Source organism: Flavobacterium sp., assembly GCF_044373165.1.
Lineage (GTDB): Bacteria > Bacteroidota > Bacteroidia > Flavobacteriales > Flavobacteriaceae > Flavobacterium.
The window spans coordinates 1-16,344 of record NZ_JBILQL010000020.1 but is presented as its reverse complement, the minus strand read 5'-3'; the positions used below and the strand labels follow the sequence as shown (position 1 = coordinate 16,344).

Here is a 16,344-nt window from a genome sequence, read left to right as displayed (position 1 = left end):
TCGTATGACGGCACACCAAACAGGAAGATATTCAAAGTACATCAGACCAATCAGTGTATTGTTTGATTTGATAGTCATAACCGCGTTAAGTTTGTACTTTTTTAAAGAACTAAATCTTAACCGTTGGTTTTACATGACTTATCAAACCGTAACATGGTTGTTTATTGCTTTGATTGTCAAGTACTATGAAGTGTTCCGATTTACAACACCTGTCGAAATTGTCACCAAACTTGTAAAACAGTTTAGCCTCTTTTTACTTGTGGTCATTGCTTTTTTTCCATTTGCTAAAACAGCCATATTCAGCGGCAAAGCAATTGCGATCTTTATGACTATTAGTTTTGTCATCATTGTTGCTTTCAAGTATTTTCTTTTTTATTATTTAAAGAAATACCGCATAGTAACCGGAAGTAATTTCAGAAACGCGGTTATCATTGGCTATACTCCTGAAGCAATCAGACTCAAAGAAGTTTTTGAAAACAGAAAAGATTACGGTTACAGATTTTTCGGTTATTTTTCAGATAAAAAGCAAAATCCCGAAGTTTTAGGAAAAGTTGATGACATCAAAGATTACGTGATTGAAAATAAAATTGATGAAGTTTATTGTTCTTTAAACGAAATTTCCAATGAAAAATTAAAAGACCTCGTTGAGTTCGCCGATGAGAATAAAAAGGCCATTAAATTCATACCCGATACCAAAGAAATTTTCTCCAAAAACCTGAAAATTGATTATTACGAATTATTTCCGGTTTTATCACTACAAAAAACCCAATTGCACAACCCTTTCATCAAAGGTATTAAAAGAGCTTTTGATATTGTTTTTTCGCTTTTGGTAATCTTGTTTTTTCTATCTTGGTTAATTCCAATTTTGGCCATTTTAATCAAACTCGAATCCAGAGGACCGGTGTTTTTTAAACAAGGCAGACCCGGTTTAGATGAGCAAGAATTTTTCTGTTATAAATTTCGTTCCATGCAGGTCAACGGGCATACTGAAAAAGAAGCCTCAAAAAATGACCCCAGAGTAACAAGAACCGGTAAGTTTATGCGTAAAACCAGCGTCGACGAACTTCCGCAGTTTTTCAATGTGCTTTTAGGCGATATGTCAGTCGTTGGACCCAGACCGCATTTGTGGTCTCAAAACAAGGCCTATGCCAGCAAGATTAAAAAGTATATGGTACGGCATTATGTAAAACCGGGAATTACCGGATTAGCGCAAGTTAAAGGATTCCGAGGCGAAATTGAAACCGAAGAAGACATGGTAAACAGAATCAAATTAGATGTATTTTATATTGAAAATTGGTCGATGATAATGGACTTAAAAATCATTTTCCAAACGGTAATCAATATCTTTAAAGGAGAAGACAAGGCGTATTAAAAAACACCTTTTTCAATTAAATGCTGTATCTGAGTATCCAAGTCAAACGCACTGGTTGCCCTATCAAAAACACCTTGTTTCAAATTGGCCAAATCGGTTTTTGAAAGTTTTGAAATCTCTTGCAATTTTTGATTCAATGCCGCAAAGTTTCCCACCGAAGCTACCCAACCTAATTGGTTTTCAGCTACTATATTTTCGCCTTCACCGCCACCAAAATACAGCACCGGAAATCCCAATGCGCTGTATTCAAAAATTTTAGAAGGAACAGAACCGTATATTCTGGTTTTTAAAGGAACTAAAGCAATATCAAAGGTTTTAAGTGTTTCATGCAAAACCTTTCTGTCCATCATGCCATGATAAAATATCTTTTGATTTTTGCTATCGGTTATGAGTGATTCTATAGCTCCTTTTTCGGCGCCGTCACCAAACAAATGCAACTCAATATTCAAATCTTTTAAATCAATTTGCTGACACAACTCAAAAACCCCTTGGGCAATACCTAAAAGTCCGGCAAAGAATAATTTTACGGGTTCGTTTTCGATTGTTTTCAAGGCGAAGGAATCCGATTTGTGATCGGGGAAATTGCGGTATAGAAATGTTCTTTTTTCAGGGAAAATGGTCTTTACATGCGCGATAATTTCTTCCGATTGACCTATAATGACACTTGCTTTTTTGTAAAGGAAGCGCTCCATAAACAATGAAACTTTATGCGACCAAGAACCGGCTTTTACCGCTTTCAGTTCTATAGCTGCCAACGGCCATAAGTCGGATATATTGAGGATGATTTTTTTCTTTTTAAGCGATAAAACAAAAACCGAAATAAACGATAATAATAAAGGTGGTGATTGCACTACCACTTTTTTGGGCGTTCTACGAAACAACAAATAGCCAAACAAACACGTCGAAAAAGACAACACAGAGAGTATGCGAACCAAAATGTTCTTGCTCACACTCGGGTAAATCCATAACCTTTTTACAATAATGTTATCCCTATTTTCTGTTACCGAAAATTTGCCTTTGTACTCCGGAAAAAGTTCGCCTTTCGGGTAATTTCCTAACGGACAAACTACAGAAACGGCATAATTGTTTTGCTGTAATTTGAGAGCCAATTGCTCAATCCTATTGGCGGCAGCACCCTTTTCAGGCGGATAATAATTGGATATAATGAGAATCTCTTCCATTACTTTTGTAAGAGGATTTCAATAATACGTTCGGAAGCTTTTCCGTCCCAAAGCTCCGGAATTCCTGCCGGTTTTGGGCCAATCTTTAAAAATTCGCCGAATATTTTTTCTAAGTTTACTATCGAGGTGCCGACCAAAGTGTTGGTTCCGATGCTCTGCGTTTCAGGTCTTTCAGTATTGTTGCGCATGGTAAAACACGGAATACCTAAAACGGTAGTTTCTTCCGATATACCACCGGAATCTGTAATTACGGCAAAACTGTTTTTAATCAAAAACATAAAGTTTAAATAGCCTTGCGGCTCCACCATCAGTATGTTTTTCAATCCGAGTGACATATCGCCTAAAATAGCTTTGGTGCGTGGATGTACAGGGAAAATGATTTTCTTCTCACCGGCTAAAGCATCTATGCCTTGTAACAAGACCAGTAATGATTGTGCTTCATCCACATTGGCAGGGCGATGTAAAGTTAAAACAATATAATTTCCATTGGCTAATCCGAATTCGTCCCAAAAAACCGGAGCCGAAATTCGGTTTAAGTTTTGGGTTAAAGTATCAATCATCACGTTACCCACAAAGTGAATGTTGTTAGGATTAGCGCCGTATTTCAATAAGTTTTCAGAAGCGGTTGTCGAAGTGGTGAAAAAGTAATCAGTTATACTGTCGGTTACAATTCGGTTAATTTCCTCCGGCATGGTCATATCGCCCGAACGAATTCCGGCTTCTACATGAGTCACTTTAATATGGCTTTTTTTGGCTACGATAGCGCAAGCCATAGTCGAATTCACATCGCCCACTACCAACACTAAATCGCAAGGATGTTGTTGTAATTCCTTTTCAAAAGCCACCATAATAGCACCGGTTTGCTCGGCTTGCGTGCCGCTTTTGACTTCTAAATTGGCATTCGGATGCGGAATGTTTAATTCTTCAAAAAAAGTATCGCTGAGGTTTTTATCGTAGTGTTGACCGGTATGTACTAAACGGTAAGCAATGTCAATGCCTTCGCTTTGCTTTTTTTCAATAGCTTTAATGATAGGAGCTATCTTGATAAAATTCGGTCGAGCACCGGCAACGATTGTTATTTTCATAGTAAGTTTGTCAAATGTGAAACAATTAATTGAGGTTTTCCGGACTTTGTTGGCATAATTTTTTCCACCTCTTCAAATTTTATTTCAAATGGTTCATTCAAGCTTTTCAGAATTTGAACTTTGATGCTTTCCAGAATAGCATTATTGAACCCTTTGTCTTTAATGAACTGAATTTCAATTCCGGATATATTTTTTTGAATTACACAAAACTGCTTTATTTCCGGAATATGTTCAAAAATACCGGTAAAAGAATGTACTACTAAAAAATTCCCGGAAGGTGTTTTTACAATATCGGTATCTCGACCAATAATTTTTTGAATTACAGGCAGTTGTAATTCTCTGTTGTCCGGGTAATTATTCTTAGCCATTTTTATGGCAAGGTCTCCTATTTTATAGCGAATTAAAGGCATTGCATAGCCATTCAAATTTGTAACAATAACATTCCCAATTTTCCCGTCTTCAACTTCATTCCCATCGTCGTCCACTATTTCTACAAAAACATTTGTGGCCATCAGATACATATAATCCAAATCTTTTTGAGCGCCAATCATAAACCCTTCTCCTGAACCATATGTTTCATAAGTTTTGCATCCAAAAGCGTCTTGTATGGTTTTTTTATAGTAATCAAAAAGTTTATCGCCCCAAGAAATAGCCGATTTAAATTTAATTTTTATGTTGTTTTCCAAAGCAATTTTGGCAATCACATAAATGGATGAAGCATACCCGGCCAAAACATAATCGTCATCATTTATTCCTTTCAGCATACGCTTGATGTCAATTTCGTTGTGAGAGAAAGCCTGAACATATTTTGTTCTAAAAAAGAAATCTTTATATTTCTTCAATCCAAGTCTTTTCGGGTTAATTCCGGTTTGAATCAATTTATCACCAAGTTCGTAATTTGCCCATTTCCACCACAATAATTGTGTAGCTCTGTTAATGGTTTGTTCTTTTTTATTCCAGTAAATAATAGTTTGTTCTCCGGTTGAACCACTACTTCCGTTTTTTAAAAGATTTTTTTTAGGTTGTGTTAAAAGGGCTTCCGTATTTTCTTTTAAAACAGGCTTTGTTAGGATTGGAAATTTTTTTAAGCTTTCTACAGGGTTACCATCAATGTTGATGTTTAAATTTTTATAATAATCGGAATGAGCTACAGCATGCTTTAATAATAACGAAAGTTTTTGTTGTTGTAATGCTTCTATTTCAGTTTCAGACAATCGGGTAGAATCATCCAGTTTTTTGAGTTCTTTTGTCAAAGGAATACCAAAAATACACTCACTTATCGGGAGAATAATCCTTCTTAAAATTGTATTATAAACTTCCATTTTAACTTTTCTGAATGATTTTAGAAAACAATCAAATCTATTTTTTTCAAAAATAAGAAAACCAAACCCGAATTACTTCAAACCGCCATTTTTTTTAAAAGATTATCTTTTAACTCCAATCAAAACAAACTACTTTTGCGCTACAACTACAAACAACACACACCATGACCATTTTACTTTTGGGTTCCGGAGGAAGGGAACATGCTTTGGCCTATAAATTATTACAAAGTCCAACTTGCCAAACACTTTTTGTGGCGCCCGGAAATGCCGGTACTGCTGCTATTGCGACAAATGTTGCTGTTAGTCCAACCGATTTTGAAGCCCTTAAAGTATTAGTCCTTAGAGAAAACATTGACATGGTAGTGGTTGGCCCCGAAGATCCTTTGGTACAAGGGATTTACGATTTTTTCAAAAATGATTCTCAAATCAGCCGAGTTCCGGTAATTGGGCCTTCCAAATTAGGCGCTCAACTCGAAGGCAGTAAAGAATTTGCCAAAGAGTTTTTAGTAAAACACCAAATACCTACTGCAGCGTATGCCAGTTTTACTGCTGAAACTGTTGAACAAGGATGTCAATTTTTAACCACTTTGCAACCGCCTTACGTATTAAAAGCCGACGGTTTGGCTGCAGGGAAAGGCGTTTTAATTTTACAAGATTTACAAGAAGCTCAAACCGAATTGCGCAATATGTTAGTTAACGCCAAGTTTGGAGCCGCGAGTTCCAAAGTGGTTATCGAAGAATTTTTAGACGGTATTGAGTTGAGTTGTTTTGTGTTAACCGATGGTAAAAACTATAAATTACTGCCAACCGCCAAAGATTACAAACGAATTGGAGAAGGCGACACCGGATTGAATACCGGAGGAATGGGTGCTGTTTCACCGGTACCTTTTGCGGATGAAGTGTTGATGGAAAAAATAGAAACCCGAATCGTAAAACCAACGGTAGCCGGTTTGCAAAAAGACGGTATCGAATACAAAGGATTTGTGTTTATCGGGTTGATTATTGTGAAAGGCGAACCAATGGTGATTGAGTACAACGTAAGAATGGGTGATCCGGAAACTGAAGTAGTAATGCCGAGAGTACAATCGGATTTGGTGGCTTTGTTTCAAGCGGTTGCCGATCAAAAGCTGGACGAAGTTACTTTGGCTATCGATCCGCGAAGTGCTACCACTGTAATGGTAGTTTCGGGCGGTTATCCTGAAGATTACGACAAAGGATTTGCCATTTCAGGGATAGAAAACATTACAGATTCAATAGTGTTTCATGCCGGAACTAAATTAGAAAACGCTCAAGTAGTAACTGCCGGCGGAAGGGTTTTGGCCGTGACTTCATTTGGCGATACTTTCCAAGAGGCCATAAAAAAATCTTACCAAAATATAAACAAGTTATATTTTGATAAGATGTATTTCAGGAAAGATATCGGCTTTGACTTAGCTTAAGAAAGAGTGAGCCGTTGTATCTTGGTTTTCTTCGTTGTTGTCTTGGTGCTTTTTCAATTCTTTACACCAATACACGATATACTTACAACAAACAATGATTAATGCCCAACTTACGATGTTTGCTAACCACCAATTGCTCAATTCCAATTCGCGTAACCAATCTAAAGGTTTAAAGAAAAAGTCTACGAATAAAGTCTGAATAGCTTCGAAAAATGCTTTCATTGTATAAAATGTTATATTTACAGCACAAATGTATAAAATATCCTCATGATAACAAGCATTTTTAAAAAATCAAGTATAGTTAATTATACCTTGGTATTTCTTTTGCTTTTAGCTTCATTTTTTGTGTACCAAAACAGTTTGTTGCGTCAGTCAAATAATGTTGTTGGAAATTCAGCTAATGCCTTATTAATCATTCTTTTATTAGTTAGTTTTTTCTTGGTGAATTTCATAGTTAAGAAAAACGGGCTGACTAAAAACAGCAGTTACGCTATATTGTTTTTCTTGCTTTATCTGTTGCTTTTTCCTTCTGTTTTCAGCAATTCAAACATACTTTTCGCCAATTTCTTCCTGCTTTTAGCCATGCGGAGATTGATTTCTTTGCAAACTTTAAAGGCACCAAAGGAGAAAATATTTGATGCTTGTATGTGGATTTTTATTGCTTCACTGTTCCATTTTTGGTGTATTCTTTTTGTTCTTTTAGTTTACATTTCAATCATTTTTCACGTTTCACGGGATTACAGAAATTGGTTGCTTCCCTTTGTGGCTTTTGTGGCTACAGCGGTGGTGTTTTTGTTTTCGGCATTGTTAATTGATGAGACATGGATTGATCACGTTATGGTTCAAGCGCAAATGGATTTTGAGTTGGATTATTTCACCAATAATTATCAAAATGCCGCCTTGTCTTTTTATGTAGTTGCGGCTTTGTACTTCTTGTTCTCTATGATTTTTACTTTAACGAACAGGCCGCTAATCTTACAAGCTTCTTATAAGAAAATGGTTTTCGGATTTCTGATTGGGAGTGTTGTTTTTATCCTTTCTCCTGAAAAAAATAACGCGATGTTATTGTTTACGTTTTTCCCCTTAGCAGTCATGACCACCAACAATATCGAATATTCCCAAAGTAAAATGTATCAGGAAATCGTTTTACTGTTATTAGTGGTTGGAAGTTTTATGGCCTTTTTTGCGCAACTATAATTTACTGCCATATGCCAAATCTCCCGCATCTCCTAATCCGGGAATAATGTAGTTTTTCTCATTCAATCGGTCATCTAAAGCGGCAACCCACAAATGGCAATTGTTTGGTAAATTTTCTTCCAAGTAGGCAATTCCTTCCGGTGCAGCAATCACTACAGCAATATGAATTTCTTTTGGTTTTTGTTCCAAATGCAATTTGTGCAAAACCGCCACTATAGATTGTCCGGTGGCCAACATCGGATCAATTAAAATGAGATTTTTATTTTCAAAAGAAGGCGCGGCTTGGTATTCTACTAAAATTTCAAACTTATCATCGTTGTCATAATGATGGCGATAAGCAGAAACAAATCCGTTTTCCGCATTGTCAAAAATGGTCATAAAACCGGTATGCAAAGCCAGTCCGGCACGAAGAATGGAACATAAAACCACATGATCGGCAATAGTTGTTGTGTGTTTGATGCCAAGCGGCGTCTGAACATCGATGTTTTTATATTCGAGTGTTTTACTCAATTCATAAGCCATAATTTCTCCTATACGTTCGATGTTTTTTCGAAATCGCATACTGTCTTTTTGAATAGTAACATCACGAATTTGGGCCAAAAAATGATTGAGTATACTATTCTGCTCTGAAATGTAATGAATGTGCATGGACGACTTTGATTTTTGTATGTTGAGGTAAAAGTATAAAAACTATCTTTGCACTCGAAACCTTTGGGTCTAATAGTATCAAATAAAATTAAAATTGTAACTATGTTTTCAGAATTTGCCTTTCCTATTTTTGAGCAAAGTATTAAAGATTATCATATAATTGATGATGTATACCAACCTACGCTTAATCCTTATACCAAAGGAACAATTGAGTATTTGTTGTATGCCAAAAACTGGGTTGACACTGTTCAATGGCATTATGAAGATATCATTCGTGATCCGAATATAGACCCGGTAGCGGCTTTGGATTTAAAAAGAAAAATCGATGCTTCCAATCAAGTCCGTACCGATATGGTAGAATACATCGACAGTTATTTTTTGCAAAAACACAAAGAGGTTGCGGTAAAACCCAATGCTAAAATCAATACCGAAAGTCCGGCTTGGGCTATCGATCGATTGTCGATTTTGGCCTTGAAAATTTACCACATGAATGAAGAAGCCAACCGTGCCGAAGCAACCGCAGAACACAGAGCCAAATGCCAAGAAAAATTAAATGTGTTGTTAGATCAAAAAAGCGACATGTTTATTTCCATCAACGATTTGCTGACCGACATTGAAAATGGAGACAAATTCATGAAAGTTTACAAGCAAATGAAAATGTACAACGACGACGATTTGAATCCGGTATTGTACCAAAATAAAAAGTAAATCCAGACAAACTTTTGTCCCATCTAATTACACATATAGCCGTTATCCGATTGTCTGCCATGGGCGATGTCGCGATGACGGTTCCTGTTTTACGCGCTTTTGTACAGCAGCATCAAGGAATTAAAATAACGGTAGTTTCCCGACCGTTTTTCCAACCTTTTTTTGCCGGTATTCCCAACGTGGATTTCTTTGCCGTTGATCTTAATGGCAAACACAAAGGCATTTTGGGTTTATTTCGATTGTATTCGGATTTAAAAAGACTTAAGCTTGATGCTGTGGCCGATTTGCATAATGTTTTACGCTCTATTGTCATCCGAAACCTTTTTGTTTTAAGCGGAAAAAAAGTAGCACATACGGATAAAGGCAGAGCCGATAAAAAAGCGCTAACCCGAGTCGAAAATAAAATTTTCCAACCGGTAAAATCGATGGTGGAACGACATGTGGAAACGTTTCATTCCCTTGGTTTTTTTGTGGATTTATCCAACCCGATTTTTCCTGAGAAAGCAAGGTTGTCCGGCGAAGTTTTAAAATTGTCCGGTGAAAAAGAAAATGATAAATGGATTGGCATAGCGCCATTTGCCCAATATCAAAGCAAGGTATATCCGCTCGATTTGATGCAACAAGTGATTGATAATTTGGCTAAAAATACTTCCCATAAAATCTTCCTTTTTGGTGGTGGTAAAAAGGAAACAGCACAGCTCAACACCTTAGCAGCCAACAAAGTAAATGTAATTGTAGTAGCCGGAAAATTAAAACTACCTGAAGAACTTCAGCTGATTTCCAATTGCAATGTGATGCTTTCTATGGATTCCGGCAATGCCCATATTGCGGCCATGCTCGGTATAAAAGTCGTCACACTCTGGGGTGCCACGCATCCGTTTGCCGGTTTCAAACCGTTCCAACAACCCATAGAAAATTGTTTGACAGCCGACCGAGAAAAATACCCGCTTTTACCCACTTCAGTCTATGGCAACAAAAATGTTCCGGGTTACGAAGACGCCATGAGAACCATTTCGGTTGAGGCCGTTGTAGCCAAAATAAATTCCAATCTTGCCTAAACAAAATTGGAATTTAAAAGGTAGTATTGTGTGAGTGTTTACAAACTACACATCATCAAAATCCACGTAAATTTCAGTAGTAGTCGGATGGGCTTGGCAAGTTAAAACCAATCCTTCGGCGACTTCACTATCGGTTAAAATCGAATTCTTTTTCATGACTGCTGCGCCATTTGTAATGCGTGCTAAACAAGAACTGCAGATGCCGCCCTGACAAGAGTATGGCGCATCGATGCCTTGTTTTAAAGCGGCTTCTAATAAAGTTTGCTTCTGCGACATCTCGAAAGTGGTTTCTTCATCATCCACTAAAACGGTGATTTTAGTATGGCCTTCTTGAGAAGTGGCGACAGTATTATCAGGAGATGTTGAGGTAGTGAACAACTCAAACTTGATGTTTTTCTCGGCTACATTGTGTTCTTTTAGAACGGTGGAAACCAAATTAATCATCTCTTCCGGACCGCACAAATAGAATTTGTCGAACTCTTTTTCTTTGTGTTTGTTGAGAAGCACAAAGTTAACAGTCGACTTGTCGATTCGCCCAAAAAGTTCGTTGTCAACTTTAGCTTGGCTGTAAACAAAGTGCACAAAAAAGCGGCCGACATATTTCAGCTGTAAGTCATGTAGTTCATCATGGAAGATGGTTTCTTCTGCGGTTTTATTGCCGTAAACCAACACAAATGAGCTGTTGGGTTCGCTTTCTAAAACCGATTTCAAGATCGACATTATTGGAGTAATGCCGCTACCGGCCGCAAAAGCCGCGTAGTTTTTTTGATTAGAAAAATTCGGCTCAAAGGTAAATCTTCCTTCGGGTTGGCTCACCTCTAAAAGATCTCCGACCTTCAAATGGTCATTGGCAAATTTCGAAAAGTGACCGTTTTTAACCGATTTAATCGAGATACGCAGTTCACCACTATTGGGCGATGAACAAACCGAATAAGCGCGACGCACTTCCTGACCGTCAAGCGTTAATTTTAAATTCACGTATTGCCCGGCGGTAAATTGGTAAACCGATTGTAATTCGGCAGGAATAGTAAAAGCTACGGAAATTGCACTTGGCGTTTCGCGCTTTACTTCTTTGATATGTAATTTATAGAAAGTTGACATGCGTTTTTATTTTTTGCAAAGGTAGCGAACGTAACACTTTTGAGAAAAAAATAATTTATACCAAAGATTTCTATGTATATAAATAACTTATGTATATTTGTGGATCTAAATTCAGTAGAATGAAAAATTCACAGTTGTATAAAGGCAGTTTAACTACCATAGTCATGAAGCTTTTAGAAGAAAACGGCAGAATGTATGGCTATGAAATTACCCAAAAAGTAAAAGAAATTACTCAAGGCGAATTGAAAATTACCGAAGGCGCGCTCTATCCGGCTTTGCACAAGTTGGAAGCTGATGGCGTGCTTGAAGTTGAAGTTGAAAACGTAGACAATCGCTTGCGCAAATACTATAAACTTACTGAAAAAGGAACGGCGGAAACCGTCAACCGATTGGCGGAGTTGGAAGATTTTATCCGAAACATGCAAGCTTTGGTTCAACCTAAAATTACCAATTAACCATGACGTTGAGTAAGGAAAACATAGCCGTTATCGATAAAATACTCCTTAAAAAGTACGGGTTGATTTACCGAGACATCCGTATGGAAATTTTAGATCATTTAGCGTCTGAACTTGAAATTTCGGAAGGTACTTTTGACGAGAAGATTTCCGAATTCATGGCATCTAAAAAAGATTTTATTCATAAAACCAACCAATTGTTAACCCAACAGCATTCCAAAAACGGGCTACAACAAGTGGCCAAAACCGTATTTTCTTTGCCATTCGTTTTGCTTTATGCAATAGCCACATTTGCCTTTTATTATGGGGTTTCTTTTTATGGAAAGGATTGGTTTTTAACCTATTTCGACATTTTACCGATTGTAATCCCAGCACCACTATCCTTGATAGAATTGTATACTTTATTTACTTCCAAAAGAAGGTTGTATACTTTTTCGTTGGTAGGAAGCTTCAATATGATTTTTATGATTTATTTGTTTTTAGTAATCCATTTGGTTCGAAAAGCAGATGCTATTTATGCTGTTGCCGTTTTTTCGTTCTTTATGACTTTATCACTGGCTTATTATTATTCCTATTGGATTGCTGTAAAACAACATACTAAAAAGCTAATTTGATTTATGAATCCTAAAAAACTCACCGCCGAACAAATCGAAAAGCTCTATGCTTTTACGCGCCAACATTATGTAGAATACTACGATTTGCAAACCGAGTTGGTCGATCACTTAGCCAACGCCATCGAAACACAATGGCAACACCATCCGACGCTTTCATTTGAAGAAGCTTTAAAAGTCGAATTCAAAAAGTTCGGGGTTTTCGGGTTTATGGAGGTGGTAGAAAAACGCCAAGTTGCGCTGAATAAAAAGTACAATAAATTGGTTTGGAAAGAACTGAAAACGTTCTTCGGATTACCCAAAATCATAGGAACATTAGCGGTGACAGGAATTGTTTTCTACCTGTTGAAATATTTCCAGCAAAACGTTTTAATAGTACAATTGGCCTTTATGGCTTTGGTGGTTTTATTTTTTATAGGGATTTTTATCCTTTCGAGTAAGAACAAAAAAAACCATCAAAAAACCGGCAAGAAATGGTTGCTCAAAGAAATCATCTTTGGTTATGGTTCCTTTTCGGGTTTGATGTATTTACCCATTCAAACAGCCCTTCATATCAAAGGCGATAATTACAGCGATTGGACCTTGTTACTGTTCAGCTTTCTCTTGATTTTTATGGCCTTGTGTGAATATATTATTTTGGTATTAATCCCGTCAAAAGCCGAAACTTTTTTAAAAGAAACTTATCCCGAATACGAATTTGCTAACTAATTTGTAACTTTTTTCTATCTTTAGAAACTAACTCAAAAAACCTTAAACCAAGCAATATGTTCAAACATTTTATCAGGCTGGAGTGGAAATCTTTTGCCCGTTCGGCTTCTTTTGGGACCAATCTCGCGCTGAAAATCATCATGGGATTGGGAGCGTTGTATTTTATGGCTTGCTTTGCCATCTTGGGAACGGCTGTCTTTTTCATATTGGAAGACAATAAAATGGAGCCGCTGGCAGCCATCAATAAATTCATGATTTATTATGTGTTGTTTGATTTGATTATTCGTTATTTTCTTCAGAAAATGCCGGTAACCAATATCAAACCGCAGTTGGTTTTACCTATCAAACGAAGCACTATTGTGCATTATACTTTAGGCAAAACAACGCTTTCCTTTTTTAATATTTTACATGCTTTTTTCTTTGTGCCTTTCACTATAGTATTGTTGTACAAAGGCTATGGTTACCAAGCGATTTTGTGGCACTTGGCGATGATGGCTATGATTTATACCAACAACTTTTTGAACATTTTGGTCAATAGTAAAAACACTGTTTTTTATATTGTTCTTTCCCTTTTAGCAGTTTTGGGAGCTTCTCAGTATTACAATGTTTTTGATGTTACCGAATACACCCAAGGGTTTTTCCAAAACATGTATGCTACCAATTATTGGTTTTTAATTGCAATCATTTTGGTAATAGGAACTTATTACAGTGCCTATAATTATTTTAAAAACCGTTTGAATTTAGACGATGGCTTAGCCAAAAAAAGCGAAGTTGCCCAAACCGAAAATTTCACTTGGTTGGACCAGTTTGGTACTTTGGGAACTTTCCTAAAAAACGACATTCGATTGCTCAAACGCAACAAGCGTTCGAGAACTACCTTAATCATGAGTTTTATCTTTATTTTCTACGGCTTGCTGTTTTTCACCCAATCGATAGAAGCTTACGACAATCCGTGGATGAAGGTTTTTGCAGGGATATTTGTTTCCGGAGGATTTTTATTCACCTTCGGGCAGTTTGTGCCGAGTTGGGATAGTGCTTACTACCAATTGATGATGAGTCAAAACATCCAATACCGCGAATACATCAGTTCCAAATGGTGGTTAATGGTTATTGGTACAGTGATTTCAACCTTGATTGCCTCATTCTATTTGTATTTCGGCTTGCACACTTACCTAATAATTGTGGCCGGCGCCATTTTTAATATCGGCGTGAATTCGCATTTGGTCATGTTAGGTGGCGCTTTTGTAAAAACACCAATCGATTTAACCACTTCCAAACAAGCCTTTGGCGATAAGCAGGCATTCAATATGAAAACCATGCTCATTTCATTGCCTAAAATGTTAATTCCTATGGGATTGTACACCTTGGGATACTATTTGATTTCGCCCAACGCAGGGCTGATTTTAGTGGCTGCGGCCGGCGTTTTGGGTTTTGCGTTCCGAAACTACGTGTTCGACAAAATCGAAAAGATTTACAAATCAGAAAAATACGCTACAATAGCAGCTTACAAACAAAAAAACTAATTACTATTCACTAATTACTAATTACTAATTACTAATTACTTCCAAGATGATACAAGTTACCAATCTTTCAAAAACATATACCAACGGTGTTCGCGTGTTAAATATTGAACAATTAGAAATTCCCAAAGGGCAAAGTTTTGGCTTAGTGGGCAATAACGGAGCGGGGAAAACCACTTTTTTCAGTTTGTTACTCGACTTAATCCAACCGAGTTCCGGTAAAATTGTAACCAATGGCGTTCAGGTGAATACCAGTGAAGCCTGGAAACCATTTACGGCTGCTTTTATAGATGAAAGTTTTTTAATTGGCTATTTAACCGCTGAAGAATATTTTTATTTCATCGGTGATTTGCGCGGTCAAAATAAAGCCGATGTCGATGCGTTGTTGGCCAAACACGAAGAGTTTTTTAATGGTGAAATTCTGAACAGCAAAAAATACCTCAGGGATTTGTCTAAAGGGAATATGAAAAAAGTTGGGATTATCGCGGCTTTAATCGGTAATCCTGAAGTGGTTATTTTAGACGAACCGTTTGCGAATTTAGATCCAACTACTGTCAATCGTTTAAAAAAAATCATCAAAGAACTAGCCGATGATCCTAACAGAACCGTTTTGGTTTCGAGCCACGATTTAGTGCACACTGTTGAGGTTTGTAACCGAATAGTAGCCTTGCATTTAGGCGAAGTGGTAAAAGACATTCAAACCTCGCCTGAGACCTTGAAAGAATTAGAAGCGTTTTTTGCAGTATAATTTTTTGCCATATCAAAAAGAAACGTATTTTTACCAGTTAGTTATACGATTTATAACAATTTGACGTTATAATAAAAATACGTTTCGCTTTGAAAACCAATACTATTAAATACTTTCTATATACTGGGTTGTTTCTTTTTTTGATAGCTTGTTCTACCAAAAAAAACACTTTCCTTTCCCGTAATTCTCATGCTTTAAGTACCGAATACAATATTTTGTACAACGGCCAAATAGCATTGGACAAAGGGATTGAAGATGTAAAATTGCAAAACAAAGACAACTTTTGGGAATTGCTTCCTATCGAAAGAATGCAAATTACCGAAGACAAAATGTTGCCGGGCGATAACCGAAACGCCAACTTTCAGAGAGCGGAAGAAAAAGCTACCAAAGCCATTCAAAAACATTCCATGTACATCCAAGGTTCTGAAAAAAACCCGCAAATGGATGAAGCCCATTTGTTGTTAGGAAAATCCAGATACTATGAACAACGTTTTGTTCCTGCATTAGAAGCTTTCAACTATGTGCTCTACAAATACCCGAAAAGCGATAAAATTTACGAAGTAAAAATTTGGAGAGAAAAAACCAATATGCGTCTGGAAAACGACGCAATAGCCGTCAACAACCTTACCAAATTACTCAAAGAAATTAAGTTCAAAGACCAAATTTTTGCCGATGCCAATGCGGCTTTGGCTCAGGCCTTCCTAAATTTGGAGCAAAAAGACAGCGCAGTAGCCAAAATCAAATTGGCCACCGAGTTCACCAAATCCAACGAAGAAAAAGCTCGCTATCGTTTTATTCTCGGACAATTGTACGAAAGCTTAGGGTACAAAGACAGTGCTTTTGCCAAATACCAAGAAGTAATTGAAATGAACCGCAAAGCGTCACGCCAATATGTGATTCAGGCACATGCCAAACAAGCCGGTCAGTTTGATTATAAGAAAGGCGATACAATTGCTTTTTTGAAAAAATTCAACGATTTAATCGAAGACCGAGAAAATCGCCCATATTTGGATGTTTTACACCATCAAGTAGCCTTGTTTTACGACAAGAACAAGAATATTCCGCAAGCGAAAAAGCACTACAATATTTCGCTGAAGAAGAAATCCGAAGACGCTTATTTGGCAGCTTCCAATTACAGAAACTTAGCCGATATTTATTTTAATGCAGCCAAATACGCCACTGCCGGAAAGT

The 16,344-nt window shown here is 37.1% G+C and carries 17 protein-coding genes; 11 read left to right on the top strand and 6 right to left on the bottom strand.

Annotated elements, in window-relative coordinates:
• Window positions 1–4 precede the first annotated feature (4 nt).
• Window positions 5–1,372, top strand: coding sequence for an undecaprenyl-phosphate glucose phosphotransferase (locus ACIQ32_RS04590; protein WP_396194514.1), 1,368 nt, complete (start codon window positions 5–7; stop codon window positions 1,370–1,372).
• Here ACIQ32_RS04590 and ACIQ32_RS04585 read toward each other — a convergent pair.
• From ACIQ32_RS04585 to ACIQ32_RS04575, 3 genes are read right to left on the bottom strand one after another with little or no spacing between them, the layout of a single operon-like run.
• Complete coding sequence (locus tag ACIQ32_RS04585; RefSeq protein WP_396194513.1) at window positions 1,369–2,553, bottom strand: glycosyltransferase family 4 protein; 1,185 nt, start codon at window positions 2,551–2,553, stop codon at window positions 1,369–1,371. The genes ACIQ32_RS04590 and ACIQ32_RS04585 overlap by 4 nt on opposite strands.
• Entirely contained in the window at window positions 2,553–3,638 is a 1,086-nt protein-coding gene (wecB, locus tag ACIQ32_RS04580) for a non-hydrolyzing UDP-N-acetylglucosamine 2-epimerase (RefSeq protein ID WP_396194512.1), read from the bottom strand. The genes ACIQ32_RS04585 and wecB overlap by 1 nt, the downstream gene beginning before the upstream one ends.
• The gene (locus ACIQ32_RS04575) at window positions 3,635–4,960 is read right to left on the bottom strand and encodes a hypothetical protein (protein ID WP_396194511.1); all 1,326 of its coding nucleotides are present in this window, start codon (window positions 4,958–4,960) and stop codon (window positions 3,635–3,637) included. Before ACIQ32_RS04575 ends, wecB begins: the two co-directional genes overlap by 4 nt.
• 164 nt (window positions 4,961–5,124) lie before the next feature.
• Between ACIQ32_RS04575 and purD the strand changes: the two genes are divergently transcribed.
• Entirely contained in the window at window positions 5,125–6,399 is a 1,275-nt protein-coding gene (purD, locus tag ACIQ32_RS04570) for a phosphoribosylamine--glycine ligase (protein WP_396194510.1), read from the top strand.
• Here purD and ACIQ32_RS04565 read toward each other — a convergent pair.
• Window positions 6,391–6,621 carry a uracil phosphoribosyltransferase gene (locus tag ACIQ32_RS04565; protein WP_396194509.1) on the bottom strand — a complete coding sequence of 77 codons (231 nt, stop codon included), beginning with the start codon at window positions 6,619–6,621 and terminating at the stop codon, window positions 6,391–6,393. The two genes, purD and ACIQ32_RS04565, sit on opposite strands and share 9 nt — an antisense overlap.
• Before the next feature lie 45 nt (window positions 6,622–6,666).
• On the opposite strand from ACIQ32_RS04565, the gene ACIQ32_RS04560 reads away from it, so the two are divergent.
• Window positions 6,667–7,596 carry a DUF6427 family protein gene (locus ACIQ32_RS04560; protein WP_396194508.1) on the top strand — a complete coding sequence of 310 codons (930 nt, stop codon included), beginning with the start codon at window positions 6,667–6,669 and terminating at the stop codon, window positions 7,594–7,596.
• Here ACIQ32_RS04560 and upp read toward each other — a convergent pair.
• Window positions 7,591–8,244, bottom strand: coding sequence for a uracil phosphoribosyltransferase (upp, locus tag ACIQ32_RS04555; protein WP_396194506.1), 654 nt, complete (start codon window positions 8,242–8,244; stop codon window positions 7,591–7,593). The genes ACIQ32_RS04560 and upp overlap by 6 nt on opposite strands.
• Window positions 8,245–8,346: 102 nt before the next feature.
• On the opposite strand from upp, the gene ACIQ32_RS04550 reads away from it, so the two are divergent.
• Together ACIQ32_RS04550 and ACIQ32_RS04545 are read left to right on the top strand one after the other, a co-directional pair.
• Window positions 8,347–8,952 (top strand): DUF4254 domain-containing protein, encoded by a 606-nt coding sequence (locus ACIQ32_RS04550; RefSeq protein ID WP_396194505.1) that lies wholly within the window; start codon window positions 8,347–8,349, stop codon window positions 8,950–8,952.
• A gap of 59 nt (window positions 8,953–9,011) precedes the next feature.
• Window positions 9,012–10,010 carry a glycosyltransferase family 9 protein gene (locus tag ACIQ32_RS04545; RefSeq protein ID WP_396194533.1) on the top strand — a complete coding sequence of 333 codons (999 nt, stop codon included), beginning with the start codon at window positions 9,012–9,014 and terminating at the stop codon, window positions 10,008–10,010.
• A 45-nt stretch (window positions 10,011–10,055) separates the two neighbouring features.
• On the opposite strand, the gene ACIQ32_RS04540 is transcribed toward ACIQ32_RS04545, so the two are convergent.
• Entirely contained in the window at window positions 10,056–11,111 is a 1,056-nt protein-coding gene (locus tag ACIQ32_RS04540) for a 2Fe-2S iron-sulfur cluster-binding protein (protein ID WP_396194504.1), read from the bottom strand.
• A gap of 119 nt (window positions 11,112–11,230) precedes the next feature.
• Here ACIQ32_RS04540 and ACIQ32_RS04535 point away from each other — a divergent pair, with 119 nt between their 5' ends.
• The 6 genes from ACIQ32_RS04535 to ACIQ32_RS04510 all read left to right on the top strand — a co-directional run.
• Complete coding sequence (locus tag ACIQ32_RS04535) at window positions 11,231–11,566, top strand: PadR family transcriptional regulator (RefSeq protein ID WP_290872881.1); 336 nt, start codon at window positions 11,231–11,233, stop codon at window positions 11,564–11,566.
• Window positions 11,567–11,568: 2 nt separating this feature from the next.
• The gene (locus ACIQ32_RS04530) at window positions 11,569–12,180 is read left to right on the top strand and encodes a hypothetical protein (RefSeq protein ID WP_396194503.1); all 612 of its coding nucleotides are present in this window, start codon (window positions 11,569–11,571) and stop codon (window positions 12,178–12,180) included.
• Between the two features lie 3 nt (window positions 12,181–12,183).
• Window positions 12,184–12,885, top strand: coding sequence for a hypothetical protein (locus ACIQ32_RS04525; protein ID WP_396194502.1), 702 nt, complete (start codon window positions 12,184–12,186; stop codon window positions 12,883–12,885).
• A 56-nt stretch (window positions 12,886–12,941) separates the two neighbouring features.
• Window positions 12,942–14,408 (top strand): DUF5687 family protein, encoded by a 1,467-nt coding sequence (locus tag ACIQ32_RS04520; RefSeq protein WP_396194501.1) that lies wholly within the window; start codon window positions 12,942–12,944, stop codon window positions 14,406–14,408.
• 46 nt (window positions 14,409–14,454) lie between these two features.
• A complete protein-coding gene (locus ACIQ32_RS04515; RefSeq protein WP_396194500.1) occupies window positions 14,455–15,153 on the top strand; it encodes an ABC transporter ATP-binding protein in 699 nt (232 codons plus the stop codon).
• An 89-nt stretch (window positions 15,154–15,242) separates the two neighbouring features.
• Window positions 15,243–16,344: tetratricopeptide repeat protein (locus ACIQ32_RS04510; protein ID WP_396194499.1), on the top strand; the 1,102-nt coding region annotated here is incomplete at its 3' end.

Coding starts and splice junctions, on each gene's coding strand:
- ACIQ32_RS04590 (WP_396194514.1), top strand. CDS start 5: ATGACGGCACACCAAACAGGAAGATATTCAAAGTACATCAGACCAATC.
- ACIQ32_RS04585 (WP_396194513.1), bottom strand. CDS start 2,553: ATGGAAGAGATTCTCATTATATCCAATTATTATCCGCCTGAAAAGGGT.
- wecB (WP_396194512.1), bottom strand. CDS start 3,638: ATGAAAATAACAATCGTTGCCGGTGCTCGACCGAATTTTATCAAGATA.
- ACIQ32_RS04575 (WP_396194511.1), bottom strand. CDS start 4,960: ATGGAAGTTTATAATACAATTTTAAGAAGGATTATTCTCCCGATAAGT.
- purD (WP_396194510.1), top strand. CDS start 5,125: ATGACCATTTTACTTTTGGGTTCCGGAGGAAGGGAACATGCTTTGGCC.
- ACIQ32_RS04565 (WP_396194509.1), bottom strand. CDS start 6,621: ATGAAAGCATTTTTCGAAGCTATTCAGACTTTATTCGTAGACTTTTTC.
- ACIQ32_RS04560 (WP_396194508.1), top strand. CDS start 6,667: ATGATAACAAGCATTTTTAAAAAATCAAGTATAGTTAATTATACCTTG.
- upp (WP_396194506.1), bottom strand. CDS start 8,244: ATGCACATTCATTACATTTCAGAGCAGAATAGTATACTCAATCATTTT.
- ACIQ32_RS04550 (WP_396194505.1), top strand. CDS start 8,347: ATGTTTTCAGAATTTGCCTTTCCTATTTTTGAGCAAAGTATTAAAGAT.
- ACIQ32_RS04545 (WP_396194533.1), top strand. CDS start 9,012: ATGGGCGATGTCGCGATGACGGTTCCTGTTTTACGCGCTTTTGTACAG.
- ACIQ32_RS04540 (WP_396194504.1), bottom strand. CDS start 11,111: ATGTCAACTTTCTATAAATTACATATCAAAGAAGTAAAGCGCGAAACG.
- ACIQ32_RS04535 (WP_290872881.1), top strand. CDS start 11,231: ATGAAAAATTCACAGTTGTATAAAGGCAGTTTAACTACCATAGTCATG.
- ACIQ32_RS04530 (WP_396194503.1), top strand. CDS start 11,569: ATGACGTTGAGTAAGGAAAACATAGCCGTTATCGATAAAATACTCCTT.
- ACIQ32_RS04525 (WP_396194502.1), top strand. CDS start 12,184: ATGAATCCTAAAAAACTCACCGCCGAACAAATCGAAAAGCTCTATGCT.
- ACIQ32_RS04520 (WP_396194501.1), top strand. CDS start 12,942: ATGTTCAAACATTTTATCAGGCTGGAGTGGAAATCTTTTGCCCGTTCG.
- ACIQ32_RS04515 (WP_396194500.1), top strand. CDS start 14,455: ATGATACAAGTTACCAATCTTTCAAAAACATATACCAACGGTGTTCGC.